Source organism: Yoonia sp. D2-7, assembly GCF_055809435.1.
In genome coordinates this window covers 1,146,809-1,166,092 of sequence record NZ_CM147912.1, presented here as the reverse complement: position 1 = coordinate 1,166,092, position 19,284 = coordinate 1,146,809, and the positions used below count along the sequence as shown (strand labels likewise).

Genomic DNA, 19,284 nt, shown 5'->3' with positions numbered 1-19,284 from the left:
GGCAATAGGTGCCTCCGGCGGGGATATTGAGGGCCAAAAGAATGGAGGCGTCAGCCTGCCGACAACACCTGTAGCGGTTCATGGAACGGGCACGCGACTTCGTGGCCCTGTCCCAATTGCTGCATCACAGGACGATCACCTGCGCAGGACGCCTGTACCTTTGGGCAGCGCGTGCGGAACACACAGCCCGATGGCGGGGAAAGCGGCGAAGGCAATTCACCATCCAGGATGGGACGCACACGCGCCTTTTCCAGCACAGGATCGGGGATCGGCACGGACGAAATCAGCGCCTGACTGTAAGGGTGTTCCGGCGCTGTCGTCAGCGTGACTGCATCCGCCTTTTCCATCTGCCGCCCTAGATACATCACGATGATATCGTCCGAGATATGTTTCACCACAGACAGATCGTGTGCGATGAAAATCATCGACAGGTTCAGGTCTTTCTGCAGTTCCATCAACAGGTTGACCACCTGCGCCTGCACGGACACATCCAAGGCGGACACAGGTTCGTCGCAAATCACCAACTTGGGTTTCAGGATCAATGCACGCGCAATCCCGATCCGCTGGCATTGCCCGCCAGAAAATTCATGCGGGTAGCGGTTGATCAAGTTCGGCAGTAGCCCGACCCGTTCCATCAATTCGCGCACGCGGGCTTTGACCTCAGCACGCGGCGTAGACGGTTCGTGGGTGATCAGCGGCTCCGCGATGATTTCACCGACGGTCATGCGCGGGTTCAACGCGGCCAACGGGTCTTGGAAAATCATCTGCACGTCGCGGCGGTGAACGCGACGTTGCCGTGTGTCCATATTTGCCAGATCAGCGCCTTCGAAATTGATTTGGCCACCAGTGCTGGGCACAGTTCCGACGATCGCGCGCGCAAGCGTCGACTTACCCGACCCACTTTCGCCCACAACGCCAAGGCATTGGCCCGGTTGTAGATCGAACGACATCTCTGACACTGCATGCAATTTCAGTGGCAGCGTCCAAGGCCACGATCCGGGTCTGCGCACGTCAAATGTCACAGATAAGTCTTTGACCGATAAGATTGGTCCAGTCATGACATCACCTCTTCAGCAGGAAGGTGGCAAGCACGGCGACGGTCGCCGAAGACCTCCAACGGCGGGCGTTTCGATGGGCAATGGTCCATCACGACCGAACAGCGCGGCGAAAACGGGCAGCCCACAGGCAGGCGCGACATGTCAGGCGGTTCACCAGCAATTGTTTGCAAGGCCGCATCAGCACGATCAAGCCGTGGCACGGCCTGCAACAATCCTTTGGTATAAGGATGGGTCGGAGATTTGAATAAAACGCCAGTTTCTGCCTCTTCCATCACCTGACCGCCGTACATCACAAGCGTCCTGTCGCAGAACCCAGCAACGACGCCTAGGTCATGCGTAATCAGAATAATTGCCGTGCCAAAATCATCGCGAATATCATCGAACAATTGCATGATTTGCGCCTGTACCGTCACATCAAGTGCGGTAGTCGGTTCATCCGCGATCAGCAGCTTCGGCTGACAGAGCAGCGACATCGCAATCATGATCCGCTGCCGCATGCCTCCGGAAAATTCGTGCGGATACATGGTAATCCGGTTCTTTGCGTCGGGAATTTTCACGGCATCAAGCATCTTGGCCGCTTCGGCCACCGCCGCGCGTTTCGACATGCCTTTGTGGATTTGCAGGACTTCGGCCATCTGGTCCGAAATCCGCAAATACGGGTTCAGCGATGTCATCGGGTCTTGGAAAATCATCGAGATGTCTTGGCTGCGGATCTTGTTCAGTTCCCGCCGTTTCATCGTGAGCAGGTCTTTTCCGTCAAACATCGCGCGGCCAGTCGCCCGCCCGTTTTGCGCCAGAATACCCATCGTGGCAAAGGCGGTCTGCGATTTACCCGATCCGCTTTCCCCCACGATCGCAAGGGTTTCACCAGCGTCGATGCCAAAGCTGACACCGTTCACAGCGTTGACTTCGCCATCTGCGGTTTTGAACGTGACCTTCAGGTCTTCGATATCCAGAAGTGCCATATCAGCGGTCCTTAGGGTCGAGTGCGTCACGCAGGCCATCGCCTACAAAAAAGAACGCAAAGATGGTCAGTACAAAGGCGATCAGCGGAAACTGCAATTGCCAGATTGTGCCGTTAAACATGTTGGACGCGCCTTCTGACAGCAGCGCACCTAGCGATGTATTCGGTTCTTGAACGCCGAGGCCAAGGAAGCTGATGAAGCTTTCAAAAATGATCAGCTGCGGCACCAACAGCGTGGCATAGACCGCGACAATCCCCAAAAGGTTGGGCACGATATGACGCAAGATGATCTTCGCCGGATGCACACCGATTGCATGTGCGACCTCTACGAATTCTTTGTTCTTGATCGTCAACGTTTGGCCCCGTGCGATCCGCGCCATGTCGAGCCATGAAATCAGGCCGATCCCAAGGAACAACATGAACATCGACCGACCGAAAATCACCAGCATCAAGATCAGAACAAACATGAACGGGATCGACATCAGCACGTCCACCGTCCGCATCATGATCCCGTCAACACGACCACCAAAATAGCCAGCGGTCGCGCCGTACAAAGTACCTACAATCACCGCCACAGCCGCACCTACGATGCCAACCATAATCGAAATCGCAGTCCCCTGCACAACACGTGCGTACAGATCACGGCCAGACGCATCTGTACCGAAGAAATGGCCGGTCTCCAGCGACGGCACACCTTTGTAGGCGTTGGCCCCCATCAGGGAAAAGTCGACGACGTCGCGCTCATATTCGGTCAACAGCCCGCCGAATAGGGCAAAGGCCATCACGAAGACTAAAAGGATCAGGCCAAACACGGCCGCTTTATTGCGGAAGAACCGTGTGCGGGCATCGGCCCAAAGCGACCGACCTTGGATTTCGGCCAGCTGCATGGCGTCGCCAACAGCTTCGACATCTTTTGCTTGTGGTAACATCGCCCTGCCCCCTTAGTACCGGATTTTCGGGTCGATCCATGCGTAAAGCACATCGACCAGAAGGTTGAACAGGATAGTCAAAGACCCCACCAGAATGGTGATCCCCATGATCACGGAATAATCGCGGTTAAACGCGGAATCGACAAAGAAGCGACCAATACCGCCGGTCGAGAAGAAGATATCAATCACAACCGACCCCGTGATCATTCCCACGAACGTTGGCCCGAGGTAGGACAACACAGGCAAGATCGCAGGCTTCAACGCATGACGGAAAATGACGCGTGCGGGCGATAGACCCTTGGCCTGTGCCGTGCGGATGAAGTTCGTGTTCAAAACCTCTAACATCGACGACCGCGTGATCCGCGCAATGGACGCCATGTACGACGTGGATAGCGCGATCACGGGCATGATCAGGTTTTCCCACTGACCACCATTCCAGCCACCACCGGGCAACCAGCCAAGCCAAAGCGTGAAGACCAACACAAGGATCGGGGCCATAACGAAGTTAGGCAGCACCTGCGCACCGATGGTAAACCCAACGGCCAGATAATCCAGCCACGAATTCTGTTTGATCGCAGCAGCAGCGCCGACCGAGACACCAACAATAGCCGCCACAAGGAACGACCAAGCACCGTAGGTCAACGTCACAGGAAAGCCTTGTGAAATGATGTCGTTCACACTGCGGTCTTTGTACTGGAACGACGGGCCGAAATCGAATTGGGTCACGACACCGACCACGTAATTCACGATCTGCTTCCAGAACGGCTGATCAAGTCCGTATTTGGCCTCGATGTTCGCCAGAACAGCTGGTGGCAACGGGCGTTCGGAATTGAAAGGGCCGCCGGGGGCTGCGTACATCAGCACAAACGACAGGACCACGAGGATCAACAACGTCGGTATGGCGACGGCAAGGCGTCGGGCGATAAAGCTTAACATGTCATGAGTGTCCGCATTGCAAAGTGCGTAAAATAGGGAACACGCCCCCGGTCTGAAACCGGAGGCGTGCCAGCAATCAAAGTTGCTTATTCAGCGATCTTATACAGATCTTTTGAGTACCAGTTCTGCTGGAAGTTTGTGAACGGCCAGCCACCAACAGCGGCATTTTGCATGTTCACTTCAGCGTAGTGGTAGATCGGGATGATCGGCAGGTCTTCTGCGATGATCTGCTCTACTTCGGTGTAAGCCGCCTGTGGGTTATCAGACGTCTTCGCCTCTGCCATCAATTCGTCTACGCGTGGGTTTGCGTATTTCGCATCGTTGTAGCCTGAATCGGACTGCATCAGGTCAAGGAATGTGGACGCTTCGTTGTAGTCCGCACACCAACCTGCACGTGCAATCTCATAGTCTTGGTTGCCGCGTGTTTCCAAGAATGTCTGCCATTCTTGGTTTGCCAGTTCTGTTTCCACACCCAATGTCTGCTTCCACATCTGGGACACAGCAATCGCTACAGATTTGTGGCTTTCGTTGGTGTTGTAGATCAGGTTCAGATCAAGCGGGTTGTCCGCGCCGTAACCAGCAGCTGTCATCAGCTCAACCGCTTTGGCATTCCGCTCTTCCTGCGTCATGCCTGCGATTGGGGTGTCTGGTGTTTCAAAGCCAGCAGTCGCCCAGTGTGTGAACGTGTAGGCAGGCTTCTGGCCGCCAGCCAGAACAGCTTCAACAATCACGTCGCGGTCGATTGCCATGGACAGCGCTTGACGCACGTTGACGTCTTTCAACGCAGGGTTCGTCGTGTCTGTCATGTTGATCGTGTAGTAGTAAGAACACGCAGACGGGACGGAAACGGCTTCGTCAGGACGTTCTGCAGACAAGCGTGGGAACTGGCCTGCTGGGACGTCTGTCTGATCAAGTTCACCCGCAAGGTAACGTGTCAACGCGATGTTTTCATCGGTGATAACCAGCTTGGTCACGGTGTCGATGATCGTGTTTTCGTTGTCCCAGTAGTTTTCGTTGCGCACGCGCACGAGTTTTTCCTGTGGAACGAATTCAGACAGCTTGTATGCGCCGTTGGACACGATGTTTTCTGGAGACGTCCAGTCAGAACCGAACTCTTCAACTGTCGCTTGGTGCACTGGGAATGTTGTCGCGTGAACAACCATTTGCGCGAAATACGGCAGCGGCTGGGACAGGTTCACAACAAGCGTTGTGTCGTCAGGTGCAGACACACCTAGATCGGTGACTGGCTTGTCGCCTGCGATGACTTCAGCACCGTTTTCGATGGACATCAGTTCCATGTACCACGCGTATGGTGACGCCAGTTCTGGGGACGCCGCGCGCTGCCATGCGTAAACAAAGTCGCCCGCAACCACTGTGTCGCCGTTGGACCACTTTGCGTTGTCACGCAGTGTAAATGTGTATGTTTTGCCTTCGTTGGACACTTCATAACCAGTCGCGACACCCGGAATCAGGTTGCCTTCGGCGTCTTGGTTCATCAGGCCTTCAAACAGGTCACGGACAACGGCAGAACCATCAACGTCTTCTGTGAGACCCGGGTCATAGGACGGGCTTTCGTCGCCAACGCGGTATGTGAATGTCTGTTCAGTCGCCAGTGCTTCGCCCGTTTCAGGGTGCGTCGCGTGGCCGTCTGCGAATGCGGTGTTTGCTGCCAGCACAAGCGATGCCGCTGTGGTGGCTTTAAGGAACGTTGTCAGTGTCATTTGGAAGTCTCCCTAGGTGTCCGACCATTTGCTGGTCGTGCGTTTTGGTCGCCGCTGATAAAAATGCGGCGTTGATGGGGTATCTTTTGGGACGCCGTGTAAAAGTGCAAGCGACATTTTTTGATCAGCGAAGGACGTTGGGTCAGCTACAAAAATAGGCAAAAAAACGCATCAATATTTCAACCAACGCCGCTTTAACGATACTTTATGATCCGAAGCCGATCATCTTATGCGCGAATCGGGACCATGTTTTACATTGTCCGAAATTGACCTAAGTGCAGCATATGGATCAAACTGACCTTTCAATTCGCACCAAGCTACCCGACGCCCTGCGCGTCCTTCTTGAAGCATATCCAAGGTCCAGCTGGGAACACGATCCTGGCTTTGACGGACTAATGCGGTTTTGGCTGGATCGGCACCTGATGTTCCGCAGAATTCTAAAACAGATGACCGATGAAGCTGAACAGATGCTCGGCGACACCATGGACCCACGTGCCTATGCGGCCCACTTGGCACGTTATGGCGGCATGTTTGTGCAACAGCTTCATGGGCACCACACCATTGAAGACACGCAATATTTCCCCAAACTGATCGGCTTGGACAGCCGGATTTCAGGCGGCTTTGACATTTTGGACAAGGACCACCACGCGATTGATGGGCATCTCAATGATTTTGTGGAAGCCGCGAATGATGTTCTGAACCAACGCGACCAAAGCTTGAAGATGATCCCCGCGACTGATCGCTTTCGCAAACAACTGATCAGTCTCGAAAAACTCTTGGATCGTCACTTGATAGATGAGGAAGAACTGGTTGTGCCCGTTGTTCTGAAGTACGGCGCGCCAGACATTTAACACGCCCAATAAGAAAGACCCGCGCTGCAAAGTCTGCACCGCGGGTCAACCATTGGTAAATCAAGCCGGTTTCGATCAGCTCTTGTTCATCCGGTTCTCGATCAGATCATCAACAACGCTTGGATCAGCGAGCGTCGATGTATCGCCAAGCGCGCCAAAATCATCTTCGGCAATCTTACGCAGGATGCGGCGCATGATCTTGCCCGACCGTGTTTTCGGCAAACCCGGCGCCCATTGGATCAGATCAGGCTTGGCGATTGGACCGATTTCCGACCGGACCCAAACCTCAAGCTCTTTGCGCAACTCTTCGGATGGTTCTTCGCCGCCCATCAAGCTGACGTAGGCGTAGATGCCCTGCCCTTTGATATCGTGCGGGAAACCGACAACTGCGGCTTCGGCCACTTTTGCGTGAGCAACCAAGGCACTTTCGACTTCGGCTGTCCCCATGCGGTGACCAGATACGTTGATCACGTCGTCGACGCGGCCTGTGATCCAGTAGTAGCCGTCTTCGTCCCGACGACAACCGTCACCGGTGAAGTAATAGCCTTTGTAATCCGCGAAATAGGTTTTCATGAACCGTTCATGATCACCCCAGACAGACCGCATCTGCCCCGGCCAACTGTCCTTGATGCAAAGCACACCTTCGGCGGCAGTATCGGTGATTTCTTCGCCGCTGGTCGGTTCAAGAATGACCGGCTGCACCCCAAAGAATGGCAATGTGGCCGATCCGGGTTTTGTGGCTGTCGCCCCTGGCAATGGCGTCAACAAATGACCACCCGTTTCAGTCTGCCACCACGTATCGACAATTGGAACGTTCCCCTTGCCGACGATGTTATGGTACCAATTCCACGCTTCGGGGTTAATCGGTTCGCCCACCGTGCCCAGCACTTTGAGGTCTGACAGGTCGTACTTTTCAACCCATTCGTTGCCCTGCGCCATCAAAGCACGGATCGCGGTTGGTGCAGTGTAGAACTGGTTGACCTTGTGCTCTTCGCATACAGCCCAGAAACGGCCTGCGTCAGGATAGGTTGGCACACCTTCGAACATCAGCGTCGTCGCGCCGTTCGCCAGCGGGCCATACACGATGTAGCTGTGGCCGGTAACCCAACCCACATCCGCCGTACACCAGAACACGTCACCGTCATGGTAATCGAACGTGTATTGATGGGTCATCGACGCATACACAATGTAGCCGCCGGACGAATGAACAACACCCTTCGGCATCCCAGTGGACCCTGACGTGTAAAGAATGAACAGCGGGTCTTCGGCGTTCATTTCTTCAGGCGGGCAGTCGGCGCTGACCTTTTCCTGCATCTCGTGCAGCCAGTAGTCGCCTTCTTCACGCCACGCGATTTGTTGACCAGTGCGTTTCACAACGAGGCATTTGACGGGATCAAAATCATTCAACAACGCTTGGTTCACATTGTCTTTCAGGTTCGTGACACGGCCCCCACGCGGCGCACCGTCAGATGTAATCACAACCTTTGCATCACAGGCATTAACCCGTGCGCCCAGCGCATCGGCAGAGAATCCGGCAAACACAATCGAATGGATCGCACCAATACGCGCACAAGCCAGCATCGCATAGGCGGCTTCGGGGATCATCGGCATATAGATGACCACGCGGTCGCCTTTGCCCACGCCCATCTCTTTGAGAACATTCGCGAATTTGCAGACATGACCGTGCAGGTCTTTGTAGGTGATATGCAATGCGCCATCTTTGGGATCATCAGGCTCCCAGATGATCGCAGTCTGATCACCGCGTTCCGCAAGATGCCGGTCAATACAATTCGCAGCCACGTTAAGTGTGCCGTCCTCGAACCACTTGATATCAACATCACCAAAGTCAAAACGCGCATTTTTGACCTTCGTATATGGCTTCATCCAATCGATCCGCTTGCCGTGCTCCCCCCAGAACGCCGCAGGATCGGAGATGGATTGTTCATACATCGCCTCGTAAGTGGCCTGATCCGCATGCGCTCGCGCAGCGGCTTCGGCGGATGGTGGATAACGATCTGACATATTGGTTCCTCCCCCCAAATTTGATAGTTGGGAGGCATCATGAGCAGAAATCGCAAAAAGCCAAGTTCGCCTAGGTCGTATATGGTTAGTTTGTGTAAATTTTCAGCGGAGCGCGAACTGATGCTGTCAATTATTTTACAATCTGAGAGGCTGTTTTGTCCGCAATCGTGATATTGGGGGCCGCAGTTTGGCCCGACGGCCCTTCACCTACGTTGCGCCGCAGAACGCTGCATGCAGCCTCGATGTGGCATCAGGATCCCGCGCAAATCATTGTGGCGTGCGGCGGCTTGGGGAAACACGCCCCGACAGAGGCCGCCGTGATGCGCGACCTTTTGATCGACGCCAAAGTCCCAACCGACGTGATCCACTGCGATTACGAGTCCACATCGACCTACGAAAATCTGCGCAATGCCGCGCAAATCCTGAAACCCTTCGGAATCCGAAACGTCACAATCGTGACGAACGGTTACCATAGGCCGCGGTCAAAACTAGTGGCCCGCGCGGTGGGCCTGAAACCGCAGGTCAGCGCGCCGGACATCACCGGCGCACATATGCCAAGCCACTACCGCATGGTCGCCCGCGAACTTCCGGCCATTCCGGCCTACGCAGCGCGCCTGCTGTGGTGGCGGTTTCGCGATCGAAACCTTTAGAAGCCGCAGCGCAAAATCGCTTGAGCCGCCTGTGCGCGTGTCAAACCGCGTGCAGCCAGATCTTCGTCGCTCATCGCGTTCAACGCGTCCAGCTGCTCCATCCGTGAGGATTGGATCGTCGTGAAGAACCTTACGACAGCTTGAAATGGCAAAGCCAAGAACGAACCGATCATCTCGCGGGTCGTCATCATTGTGTTCATGTTGTATGTAGACATGGAAAGCATCCTTAATTCGTTACCTTCCTCCCACTACAAAAATGGGCCCATTTTCATGGACCCACAACTCTCATTCCTGCAAGGCTGTTATGCACTTTCTGCATCGCAGCATGCACTTCGTTGTCAAAGTGGGTTATCCATACGCACTTGATACCTGATCCGCCCTTTGACAGCCGTCCCAAAGGTGAATCGTGTCTCGCTTTTGTTCGATCCAAGATTATCGGTCACATAGGGCGTCTCAAACACCGCAGCATTGCTCGCGTTTTGCAAAGGACCATCCGCTACAATCGAATCAACAAAGCGGGCTTGGCCACCAAAGGGCAACAAAGGCGCCGCATCGAATTGCCAAGTCGTCGACGGCGTGGCTTGGGTGGCATCCATCGGGGCAGGATTGTAGCAAGGTTCGTCCACACCGTGAAACGTGTTGTCGGTGAAACTAATCCCGCGCGCGCGCCCGAAATCGAGATCGTCAAACGACGTATCAACAGATTCCACACGATCAATCGCACCGTTGAGCGTGCGAAACACGTTGGACACCACGGATAACCCGTGAATGAAATGGTTGGGGCCATATGGCTTGATCACAATGAAATTGAACCAACGCGCCACGTCATTCGCCGTGAAGATATTGCCAGTGATCGTCAAACCGCCAAAGGAAAACTGGGACGCAAACTCAGGCTCTGCCTCATGTTCGTTGGTCAGTTCGATAAAGTTGTTATCGATGTAATTGCCCGTGATGATCGATTTGCTGTTTGGCAGGGTGAAAATCATACCGCCCAACCGCACGCCGTCTGTCGTTTGATCCCCGTGGAACCAATGGTTGCCAGATACAAGGTTACCGGAACCCGCCAAGACGCAAAAATGCTTGAACAAAGCGACGCGATTGTCCCTGATCTTCACATCATTAGCATTGGCATTGAACGCGATGGTTTTGCGGGAAGACACCGATAAAGGTTGTTCGTTTGACGTAAAATTACACCGATCAATCATCATCCCCTGACAGCCGGTGCCAATCGACGTGATCCCGCGATCTTTCGGCTTGGTCATGAAACTGTCGCGTACCTGAAAAATAAGCCCCTGCGGTGCCAACATAATACCGCTGGCGATACCATCACATTGGAAATCAATGTTATCCAAAATCATTTGATCCAGATCGGCGAAACCCGAAAAATCCAACATGTATTTGAAACGCTTGAACGTGAAGTTCTGGGTACCGGCGGCATCAAACAACGGTTGGCTCAGGTTCAAGGTCTTTGCGCCAACATTGACTGAGGTCACATAAACTTCGCGCCCGACACCGGCCCCTTCGACCAAAGACCCGACAGGGATATTGGCAACATTGGTCACATTCGACAGGCGTCTGGCATTGCTCGTCGCATATGCCCCTTGCGACGTGACAACCGTTGTATCCCAATTCGCCCCGGCCACGGGCTGAAACTGGCCATTTCGGATCACACGCCGCGTGGCAAAAACCGTCCGCGTTGGATCAGCCGCCTGCATGTCGACCGGTTCACGCAACGCAATGCGCCGCCCGCCCAGATCAAGCGATTCATGATCTGAAAAGTTCAAAAGCGCCTGAAATGCCTTTTTGAACGCCAATTCCTCGTCACCAAACGCATCCAAATACAGTTGGTAATTAAAGTCGTGTTGCAGAATGAACCGATCTGCAGGGTCTTGCCGGACTGTCCCTTCGAACTTGATGCGGCTCTGGATCGTCACGCTATCGCCCAAATAATATTGACCAGATGACACAAGCACCGTGCGGCCATTCGCAAAACCGTCGGCGGCCTCAAACGCGGCACTATCATCCGTCACCCCATCGCCTTTTGCCCCGAAATCACGCACATCCACGACGGACATGATATCGCGCAAAAACGCACTGGTGATATCTTCGATGATCAGGTCGTCAACACGGATCAGCCCCCCGTTATCCCCAGTCAGATCAATCCCGAAATGACCGTAGGCCGCCCCCGGCCAGACCATATCAACGCCCGTACGTTCGCCCAGCCCGATGATCGCGGATATCTCGACGATTTCGCCAATGGTGGTCAGCGTCGTGGCAGGCCCCGTCTCGGGCAGGCCGCCAACTTTGCCACCGCCAGACGCGCCGGGATAGCCTGAAATACGCACCGTCGGAAATGGACCAGCGACGGCTTTGACACGCGCCGTCACGCGTAAATAACACCCCGGCAAGATGGGCGTTTCGCCCATATACCGCAAACGTTGGGTGCCAGCGTTTTTCACTATCTCAAGACAACCGCCAAAGTCTTGATCAGCGGATAAAAAAACACCTGACCCATCCGTGGCGTAAGTATCTGACCCAGGAGTACCATCTTCAGATGACCAGACACCTAGCCCCGCCACAAAGGGAAGCGGCATCAACACCACACCGTCAGTAATCGCCTTGTTCATGGAATATCCCTCATGAGTGCGGTGTGATCCGCAAAGGAACAACCATCCGCCATTTCAGTCGGGAATAGGGATAATCTGATCAGGTAAAGGCCACCTGACAGCACCGTAACGGCGCCATGCGCAACGCTTAGGCGGCCAAGTCGGGTGCGACCAAAGCGACACCATTAATCTGCCAACCGTTCGGCGTTTCAATCATCGCGTATTCCAGCGTATGAATAACCCCTTCAGCGTCTTTGATCATCACCCGTTGCAAGATCATGCCCTGCTCTTCGCGTAAGTCCAAAAACCGCACATCTGAATTGTCCCAGACCATCGGATAGCCGCGTTCGACCATCATTCCGAAATTCTGCGGTTCGCGGAAAATGCCTTGGATCATCGGGCTGGCGTAGGAAAACGCCTCTGTCACATCGCGATCGTTAAAGGCTTGTAACTGGCTTCCAATCACATCTTCGATTGCCTCATTGGCCTGCCCAAGCGCGGTGCCCGCCCACAAAACCAGCGCCGCGACGCCCATAAAAATTTGTTTCATGATCATTCCATCCCTCTGCTGCTTCATAGCAGATACGGTTGAAACAGCCGTTAGGTTTCATTTTGGTGGCGCAAAACGAAAGAAGGCGCCACAAACGTGACGCCTTTCTTATCCTGAAACGCTGTCGCGATGCCGCTTATTTCGACAGCGCGTCTTCGATCAGAGCAACCGTTTCGTCCACGCCGTAAAGCGCGATGAACCCACCAAAACGTGGACCCTGAGACGCGCCTAGCAGCACTTCATAAAGAGCTGTGAACCAGCCGCGCAGCGGGTCAAAAGCGTGTTCTTTACCAACCGCAAACACCATCGACTGCAGTTCCTCGGCATCCAGACCACCGTCCCATGCCTTCAGACGTGCGACGAGGCCCGTCAAAGCCGCACGTTCCTGATCCGTTGGTGCGCGATACACTTTCGTCGGTTTGACGAAGTCATTGTAGTAACGCACCGCAAAACCGGCGGCCTGATCCAGTTGCGGATTATTTTCCGGCGACGCGTCTGGCGCATAGCGCTGGATAAAGCCCCAAAGCGTTTCCTTGTCTTCCGCACCGGACACCGAAGCCAGATTCAGCAGCATTGCAAAAGGCACAACCATATCGGACGATGGTACGTTGTGGCCGTGGATGTGGAACACAGGGTTGTTCATCTTCCCCTTCTCGTCCTGATCCGGATAGGCGCGCAATTGCTGGTGGTATTCATCCACAGCCTTCGGGATCACATCAAAATGCATCCGCTTTGCTGTCTTTGGCTTTTGGTACATGAAATACGACAGGCTTTCGGTCGCCGCATATGTCAGCCATTCGTCGATGGTCAGGCCGTTGCCAGATGTCTTGGAAATCTTGTGACCTTCGGCATCCAAGAACAGCTCGTATGTGAAATGCTCAGGTGCGCGACCGCCCAATGTGCGGCAGATGCCGTCATAGATCGGCGTGTTCGTGGCGTGGTCCTTGCCATACATCTCAAAATCAACGTCCAACGCAGCCCAGCGCGCGCCAAAATCAGGCTTCCACTGCAATTTGCAGTTTCCGCCCGTCACAGGGATCGTCACGTCAGTGCCGTCTTCATCCTCAAACGTGATCATGCCGTCTTTGGTCACTTCCTTCATCGGCACGTACAAAACACGGCCAGACGTCGGGGAAATCGGCAAGAAAATCGAATAGGTTTCGCGGCGTTCTTCGCGCAACGACTTGAGCATGATCTTCATAATATCGTCGTAGCGATCAGCAGAGCGCAGCAAAATCTCGTCCATCTTGCCCGACCCGTAGTATTCGGTCGATGACGCGAATTCATATTCAAACCCGAACGTGTCCAGGAACGAATTCAGCTTCGCATTCATATGATCGCCAAAACTGGCATGCGTACCAAACGGATCAGGCACTTTCGTCAGCGGCATCTGCATGTATGGCACCAGCGCGTCAGGGTCCGGCACATTGCCAGGCACCTTACGCATCCCGTCCATATCGTCCGAGAAACACAGCAGTTTGGTTGGGATATCCGACAGCACCTCGAAGGCGCGGCGCACAGTTGTTGTGCGCGACACTTCGCCGAAGGTGCCGATATGCGGCAAACCAGATGGGCCATAGCCGGTTTCGAAAAGAACATAGCCCTTCTCGGGATCGTTCTTTTCATACCGTTTGAGCAGCTTACGGGCCTCTTCAAAGGGCCAAGCCTTGGAAGTCATCGCAGCATCACGCAAATTGGTCATATCGGTCTCTCATCTCAGAATCCCTGCCAGAATTGACAGCAATGGCGCACTCCCTATTGCGCGGGACGGGTGGCGTCAATAAATCGTAAGGGTGAAGCAAAAGGATTAACCTATGATCGAAGACGCCCCACTGACGGCCCAAGACGCACTTGTCGCCTTAATGATAGCGGTCTCAGCATCTGACGAAGATATTCGGACGTCAGAACTGGTGAAAATGACGACTTCAATCAATCATTTGCCGGTTTTCGCGGGCTACGACACCGAACGTACGCCGCGCACATCAAAAATGGTGTTCGATCTGCTCGAACAAGAAGACGGGCTTGAGGCACTATTCGGCCTGATCCGCGATGCCCTGCCGGAACGTCTGTTTGAAACCGCATACGCGCTGTCCTGCGATGTGGCTGCAGCGGATGGCCTGATCGACGGGGCCGAAGCACGCATGCTCGAAGAAATTCGCGATGAGCTGGAATTAGACCGGCTTCACGCCGCCGCCATCGAACGCGGATCGCGTGCGCGGCACATGACGGCCTAAACAAATCCGAAAAAACAGAGAGAGCCCAAACTTGGGCCCTCTCAATATTCGACACGCCCCATTAGTTTGTCGCGGTGTCGTCCTCAGGCGCTTCGATATTCAACGTGGGAACGGTCACAGTTTCTGTGTTGGTCGTGATTTCAACGTCTGGAACTTCGACCTCAACATCAGTTTCGCCGACACTGATGCTGCCAACCTCTGCGTCAAATTCTGGCAACTGGCCGCCTTCAACGTCGATATCGACGTCGGGTAGCGCCGCTTCTTGGGTTTGATCTACGTCTACCATAAAGACCGCGAAAGCGATCACAGCGATTGCAGCAACACCACCAACGATTGCAAGTACAGGTTTCATTTTATTCTCCTCATTCCTGCGCAGTCACAAAAGTTGACGCGCTTATGGAAGATGAGAACGGCATTCCTGATCTTTGGTTCCCAATATTATTATCGGAACGTTTTTTGTCGCGAACAGTTGGTCCACCAACGCAAACACAGTTTGGAGAAAGACAAATGGGTTACGGCATTTTCGGATTTTTAGTTTTGATTGCAGATCTTTATGCAATCTACCAAGTCATGACATCCAGTGAAGGACCGGTCGCAAAAGTTGCATGGACCGTGGCTATCCTCGTCCTACCGGTCATTGGTTTTCTGGTGTGGGTTGGGTTCGGACCGCGTTGGCGTGCCACAGCCGCGTAATACATCACGACACCCCCAAAACGAGGCGGCCGAAAACTTGGCCGCCTCTTTACGCTTCGCTTTGAAATACCAACGACCACCGTTGCAGCAAACGTTGCTGCAAGCGCTTCGCCCGTCGGTTCCATCCGATTGATCCGGCGGGCTGTTCGTCGCCAGCAGCTTTACCGCGTGCGCGGGCTTCGAGATCGGCAGCGAAGATCGTAAACACCAGATCGTCGCCCGCTTCTGTGCGCACATATCCCGCCAATGTCGACACGAAATTCAGCGTTCCGGTTTTTGCAACGACACGCGCCGGGAAATCTACAATGACATCGCGGTCTTCGTCCGTCATCGGGATATCTTTCAAGATCGGGCGCAACGTCCCAATCGCATCCGGATCGCGCAAAATCGCAACCATGTCCTGCGCTGACACACGCGAAGCATCACTCAACCCGGAATGATCCGCAAAGCTTGCCCGCACATTCGACTGTTGTTCAGCCCAGCGCGTCATACACGCCGCTGACTCAGGCAATTCAAACGGTTTGCCGACAATCTTCTTCGTGGCCGTCAGACCCGCCCCCTCAGCCGTCAGGTTTGTGCTAAACCGCAGCATGGACCGCATCATTTTGGTCAGATCTTCGCTTTCATGTGCCGCGATTTCGTCCGCCTCTGGCAATTCGGCGATCTTTTCGGGGTTCGGCAACGGAACACCCAGCGCCCGCGCCATCGTCTGAAACACATCGCCTGCATAAAGCGCGGGGTTGCGCACAGGCAGCCACCGCGACCCTGAATCGCCCAGCGCACCGCGGGCGACTGTCCATTCATCAATCTTGCCAGCCCGCGCATACGTATAAATCGGCACCGCACGATCCACGATCCGCATGCGTGACGTATAGACCAGCGGGCGTTGCGTTTCGCTACGCGCATCCATCGCGATCGTGTAACGCCCGTTCGCGCGACGCCATTCAAAATGGACACGGTTGAAATTCAGGTTCAGACCACTGACCGACGGGTTGTAGCCAAGGTGATCCAACTGCGGTGGATCAATCTCTTCGCGATACGGCAACGCGTCGCCCCATACCTGAAAGGCGCCAGTGATCTTTGTAATCCCAAGGTCGACAAACTGCTTCACAAGCGCGCTCAACTCGTCCGTCACAAAGTTCGGATTTCCGCCGCCCGCAAGAATAAGATCACCCTGCAGAACACCATCAACAACAGGACCCGTCGCCAAAAGACGCGTACGGAACGTATAATCAGGGCCAAGTGTCTTGATCGCAAACAACGCCGTCATGGCCTTGGTGACACTCGCAGGCGGCAGGCCAATATCGGCGTCTGTTGCTTCAAGCAGTTGCCCCGTCTTCGCATCAGCCACCATAAAACCGACAACACCGTTCAGGTCCGCATCCGCGATAATTTCAGCAGTGGTAACTTGCGCCAAAGGGGACGTTTTCGGATCAAGATCAGGCCGTGCGGTTGGCCGCAATGACGTCAGCGGCGCCTCGGCAAAAGCAACAGTAGCAACACTCGACAAGGCAGAAGTCAAAAGGGCGCGGCGCGTAAAATGATATGTCATGCGTAACCTTTAAAAAGATTCTTGCAGACGCACCAGCCCGCATAGAACACGTTAGCGCCATTCCCCTCTTGCACGGATAGCGCTAGAAGATTGGGACGACATCGGCAGATTAATAAAGCTCCACGCCGGTGCCGCATAATCGCGTAAGGTATGCGCGGCCCGACCGGGAATACGGGCGTTTGCATAAACCCGTGCCGTCTTGGAAAGCCGCGCCGCGATCCGATCACCGGGGCGGGCCACAACCCCGACAGGGACGTTGTCCATGATCCACTGCCAGTCTTGCCAGAGATGGAATTGCGTCAAGTTATCAGCCCCCATGAGCCAGACAAACTGAACGCCGTGGTAGCGACGCTGCAATGCGGCCAAGGTATCAGCGGTATAGCGGGTGCCAAGCGTCGCTTCGATGTCCGTGATATCAACCTTCGGATGCTGCATCACCGCACGCGCGGTTTGCAGTCTTTCCGCCATCGGTGCCGGACCGTTTTCTTTCAGCGGGTTACCTGGGCTGACCATCCACCAAATACGGTCCAGCTGAAACCGCTTCAGCGCGGTCGTCGTGATATGCACATGTCCTGCATGCGCCGGATCAAACGACCCACCCAATAGGCCGATGACTTGACCACGTTTTGCGACAGGATGCGTCATCTAGCTGACATACCGCACAAACGCGAATTGCTGGCTATCGGGTGCCCACGACGGCACGTTGATCGTCCCCTGTCCGCCAAACAGATCAATCAGATGACGGGTATCCCCACCATCAGCAGGCATTACCCGCAGGCTCACGTTCAAGCCGCCGGGATGGCCCAACGTACCTTCAGGGTAAGCCAAATAGACAACATGCGCCCCATCAGGCGACGGATGCGGGAACCAGTTCACAGCAGCGTCGTCAGTCATCTGCTGAAGGTCGGCGCCATCAGGCCGCACTCGCCACAGATCAACCTTCCCGCCTCGTTCGCCATTAAACCAGATCCAATCGCCATCAGGCGCGTAATCCGGCCCATCCACATGATCAAACGCATCTGTGACACAGACCTCATCGCTGCCATCCAAAGCGCAGGTGTATAGCCCAATCGGTGTGCCCGCGGGACGGGCCGCAGCATATGCCAAGCGATCACCGTCAGGCGACCAGCCATGCCACCACGACGGTGTTTGCGATGTCACCTTCTCAGGGGTGCCGCCTTCAATCGGAAGCAGATAGATGCACGACCCCTTGGTCTGCGTCGCATCGCTGATCACAAGCCGTTTGCCGTCTGGCGATATGCCGTGGTCATTGTTGCAGGTCACAGCGAAGCCCGTATCGATCGGATCCAAGGTCGGATCGTCGAAACCCAGACGGTACAACCGACCGCCGCCGTTCACGATCAGATAACCATCGGGATGCCAGTTCGGGGCTTCCAGATGGCCATCATGGCGCAAAACAACAGTCGTCTCACCGTCTAGGCCACAGATACAGACTTCGCTAATCACCGGATCAATTGTCCGTTTCAGACGATTTGGCCCACAGGTTAATCGCCTCATCGTCAGCGTATTTGTCGATCTCGGCCAGCTCATCAGCTGTGAAGTCCAGATTGCCAACGGCACCGGCACAATCGATCACTTGGCTCGGCTTCGACGCACCGATCAAGGCGGTTGTGATACCCTCGTCACGCAAGACCCACGCAATCGCCATCTGTGCCAGCGTTTGACCGCGACCTTCCGCAATTTCATTGAGCTTGCGGATGTTCGACAACGCTTTGTCCGTCAACATCGACGTCGACAAGGATTTATCCTGCGCGGCACGGGAATCTTCAGGAATGCCGCCCAGATATTTCTTTGTCAGCATCCCCTGCGCCAAAGGCGTAAAGGCGATCGAACCGATACCAAGATCCTTCAACGTGTCTTTCAAGCCGTCCGTTTCGACCCAACGGTTCAACATGTTGTAAGATGGCTGGTGGATCAAACAAGGCGTCCCAAGGTCTTTCAGAATAGCCGCTGCTTCTTTCGTCCGTTCGGTATTGTACGACGAAATACCGACATACAACGCACGCCCGGACCGAACGATGTGATCCAATGCACCCATTGTTTCTTCCAACGGCGTATCCGGGTCAAAGCGGTGCGAATAGAAAATATCGACGTAATCAAGACCCATACGCTTAAGCGACTGATCACAAGACGAAATCAGATACTTGCGGCTTCCCCATTCCCCGTAAGGACCGTCCCACATGTGATATCCGGCTTTTGAACTGATGATCAGTTCATCACGATGGTTCTGGAAATCTTCGTTCAGGATGGACCCGAACGCGTGTTCAGCAGAACCAGCAGGCGGACCATAGTTGTTTGCCAAGTCAAAATGCGTGATCCCGTGATCAAACGCTGTCCGGCAAATTGCTGTCTTCGTTTCATGTGGCGTGTCATGGCCAAAATTATGCCAAAGGCCCAACGATACCGCAGGCAGCTTCAATCCCGAATTGCCACACCGACGATATGTCATGTTTTCGTAGCGATTTTCGGCGGGCATATAAGTCATCAGAGTCTCCTT

19 protein-coding genes are annotated in these 19,284 nt (G+C 54.5%); 4 read left to right on the top strand and 15 right to left on the bottom strand.

The features are described 5' to 3' along the window. Window positions 1-50 precede the first annotated feature (50 nt). The 5 genes from AC0L7R_RS05670 to AC0L7R_RS05650 form a co-directional block, all read right to left on the bottom strand. Entirely contained in the window at window positions 51-1,058 is a 1,008-nt protein-coding gene (locus tag AC0L7R_RS05670; protein ID WP_473659463.1) for an oligopeptide/dipeptide ABC transporter ATP-binding protein, read from the bottom strand. Further along, entirely contained in the window at window positions 1,055-2,023 is a 969-nt protein-coding gene (locus tag AC0L7R_RS05665; RefSeq protein ID WP_473659461.1) for an oligopeptide/dipeptide ABC transporter ATP-binding protein, read from the bottom strand. The genes AC0L7R_RS05670 and AC0L7R_RS05665 overlap by 4 nt, the downstream gene beginning before the upstream one ends. A 1-nt stretch (window position 2,024) precedes the next feature. Then, window positions 2,025-2,951, bottom strand: coding sequence for an ABC transporter permease subunit (locus tag AC0L7R_RS05660; RefSeq protein ID WP_473659460.1), 927 nt, complete (start codon window positions 2,949-2,951; stop codon window positions 2,025-2,027). A gap of 12 nt (window positions 2,952-2,963) precedes the next feature. Next, the gene (gene oppB / locus AC0L7R_RS05655; protein WP_247129099.1) at window positions 2,964-3,887 is read right to left on the bottom strand and encodes an oligopeptide ABC transporter permease OppB; all 924 of its coding nucleotides are present in this window, start codon (window positions 3,885-3,887) and stop codon (window positions 2,964-2,966) included. 86 nt (window positions 3,888-3,973) lie between these two features. Continuing rightward, window positions 3,974-5,608, bottom strand: a complete 1,635-nt coding sequence (locus AC0L7R_RS05650; protein ID WP_473659457.1) for a peptide ABC transporter substrate-binding protein — start codon at window positions 5,606-5,608, stop codon at window positions 3,974-3,976. A gap of 284 nt (window positions 5,609-5,892) precedes the next feature. On the opposite strand from AC0L7R_RS05650, the gene AC0L7R_RS05645 reads away from it, so the two are divergent. Then, window positions 5,893-6,459, top strand: a complete 567-nt coding sequence (locus AC0L7R_RS05645) for a hemerythrin domain-containing protein (protein WP_473659455.1) — start codon at window positions 5,893-5,895, stop codon at window positions 6,457-6,459. Between the two features lie 75 nt (window positions 6,460-6,534). Here the strand turns inward: AC0L7R_RS05645 and acs are convergent, their stop codons facing one another. After that, on the bottom strand, window positions 6,535-8,481 hold the full coding sequence (acs, locus tag AC0L7R_RS05640; RefSeq protein WP_473659453.1) for an acetate--CoA ligase: 1,947 nt from the start codon (window positions 8,479-8,481) through the stop codon (window positions 6,535-6,537). Between the two features lie 167 nt (window positions 8,482-8,648). Between acs and AC0L7R_RS05635 the strand changes: the two genes are divergently transcribed. Beyond that, window positions 8,649-9,131: an ElyC/SanA/YdcF family protein gene (locus AC0L7R_RS05635; protein WP_473660365.1), complete on the top strand. Its 483-nt coding sequence runs from the start codon at window positions 8,649-8,651 to the stop codon at window positions 9,129-9,131. Here the strand turns inward: AC0L7R_RS05635 and AC0L7R_RS05630 are convergent. The 4 genes from AC0L7R_RS05630 to AC0L7R_RS05615 form a co-directional block, all read right to left on the bottom strand. Then, window positions 9,128-9,346, bottom strand: a complete 219-nt coding sequence (locus AC0L7R_RS05630; RefSeq protein WP_473659451.1) for a DUF1127 domain-containing protein — start codon at window positions 9,344-9,346, stop codon at window positions 9,128-9,130. The two genes, AC0L7R_RS05635 and AC0L7R_RS05630, sit on opposite strands and share 4 nt — an antisense overlap. Before the next feature lie 123 nt (window positions 9,347-9,469). Next, complete coding sequence (locus AC0L7R_RS05625) at window positions 9,470-11,758, bottom strand: glycosyl hydrolase family 28-related protein (RefSeq protein WP_473659449.1); 2,289 nt, start codon at window positions 11,756-11,758, stop codon at window positions 9,470-9,472. A gap of 127 nt (window positions 11,759-11,885) precedes the next feature. Continuing rightward, entirely contained in the window at window positions 11,886-12,287 is a 402-nt protein-coding gene (locus AC0L7R_RS05620; RefSeq protein WP_473659447.1) for a DUF4864 domain-containing protein, read from the bottom strand. Window positions 12,288-12,423: 136 nt separating this feature from the next. After that, a complete protein-coding gene (locus tag AC0L7R_RS05615) occupies window positions 12,424-13,989 on the bottom strand; it encodes a lysine--tRNA ligase (protein WP_473659445.1) in 1,566 nt (521 codons plus the stop codon). 112 nt (window positions 13,990-14,101) lie between these two features. Between AC0L7R_RS05615 and AC0L7R_RS05610 the strand changes: the two genes are divergently transcribed. After that, window positions 14,102-14,521 (top strand): tellurite resistance TerB family protein, encoded by a 420-nt coding sequence (locus AC0L7R_RS05610; RefSeq protein ID WP_247129108.1) that lies wholly within the window; start codon window positions 14,102-14,104, stop codon window positions 14,519-14,521. 61 nt (window positions 14,522-14,582) lie between these two features. On the opposite strand, the gene AC0L7R_RS05605 is transcribed toward AC0L7R_RS05610, so the two are convergent. Next, window positions 14,583-14,873, bottom strand: a complete 291-nt coding sequence (locus AC0L7R_RS05605) for a hypothetical protein (protein WP_473659442.1) — start codon at window positions 14,871-14,873, stop codon at window positions 14,583-14,585. Window positions 14,874-14,917: 44 nt separating this feature from the next. Here AC0L7R_RS05605 and AC0L7R_RS05600 point away from each other — a divergent pair, with 44 nt between their 5' ends. Beyond that, window positions 14,918-15,214 (top strand): PLDc N-terminal domain-containing protein, encoded by a 297-nt coding sequence (locus AC0L7R_RS05600; protein WP_473659440.1) that lies wholly within the window; start codon window positions 14,918-14,920, stop codon window positions 15,212-15,214. Between the two features lie 49 nt (window positions 15,215-15,263). Here the strand turns inward: AC0L7R_RS05600 and dacB are convergent, their stop codons facing one another. The 4 genes from dacB to mgrA are packed head-to-tail and all read right to left on the bottom strand — an operon-like array spanning window position 15,264 to window position 19,272. Further along, window positions 15,264-16,766 carry a D-alanyl-D-alanine carboxypeptidase/D-alanyl-D-alanine endopeptidase gene (gene dacB / locus AC0L7R_RS05595; RefSeq protein ID WP_473659439.1) on the bottom strand — a complete coding sequence of 501 codons (1,503 nt, stop codon included), beginning with the start codon at window positions 16,764-16,766 and terminating at the stop codon, window positions 15,264-15,266. 51 nt (window positions 16,767-16,817) lie between these two features. Beyond that, complete coding sequence (locus AC0L7R_RS05590) at window positions 16,818-17,411, bottom strand: nicotinate-nucleotide adenylyltransferase (RefSeq protein ID WP_473659437.1); 594 nt, start codon at window positions 17,409-17,411, stop codon at window positions 16,818-16,820. Then, a complete protein-coding gene (locus AC0L7R_RS05585; RefSeq protein WP_473659435.1) occupies window positions 17,412-18,233 on the bottom strand; it encodes a TolB family protein in 822 nt (273 codons plus the stop codon). A gap of 4 nt (window positions 18,234-18,237) precedes the next feature. Continuing rightward, window positions 18,238-19,272, bottom strand: a complete 1,035-nt coding sequence (gene mgrA / locus AC0L7R_RS05580; RefSeq protein ID WP_473659433.1) for an L-glyceraldehyde 3-phosphate reductase — start codon at window positions 19,270-19,272, stop codon at window positions 18,238-18,240. Between the last annotated feature and the right edge of the window lie 12 nt (window positions 19,273-19,284).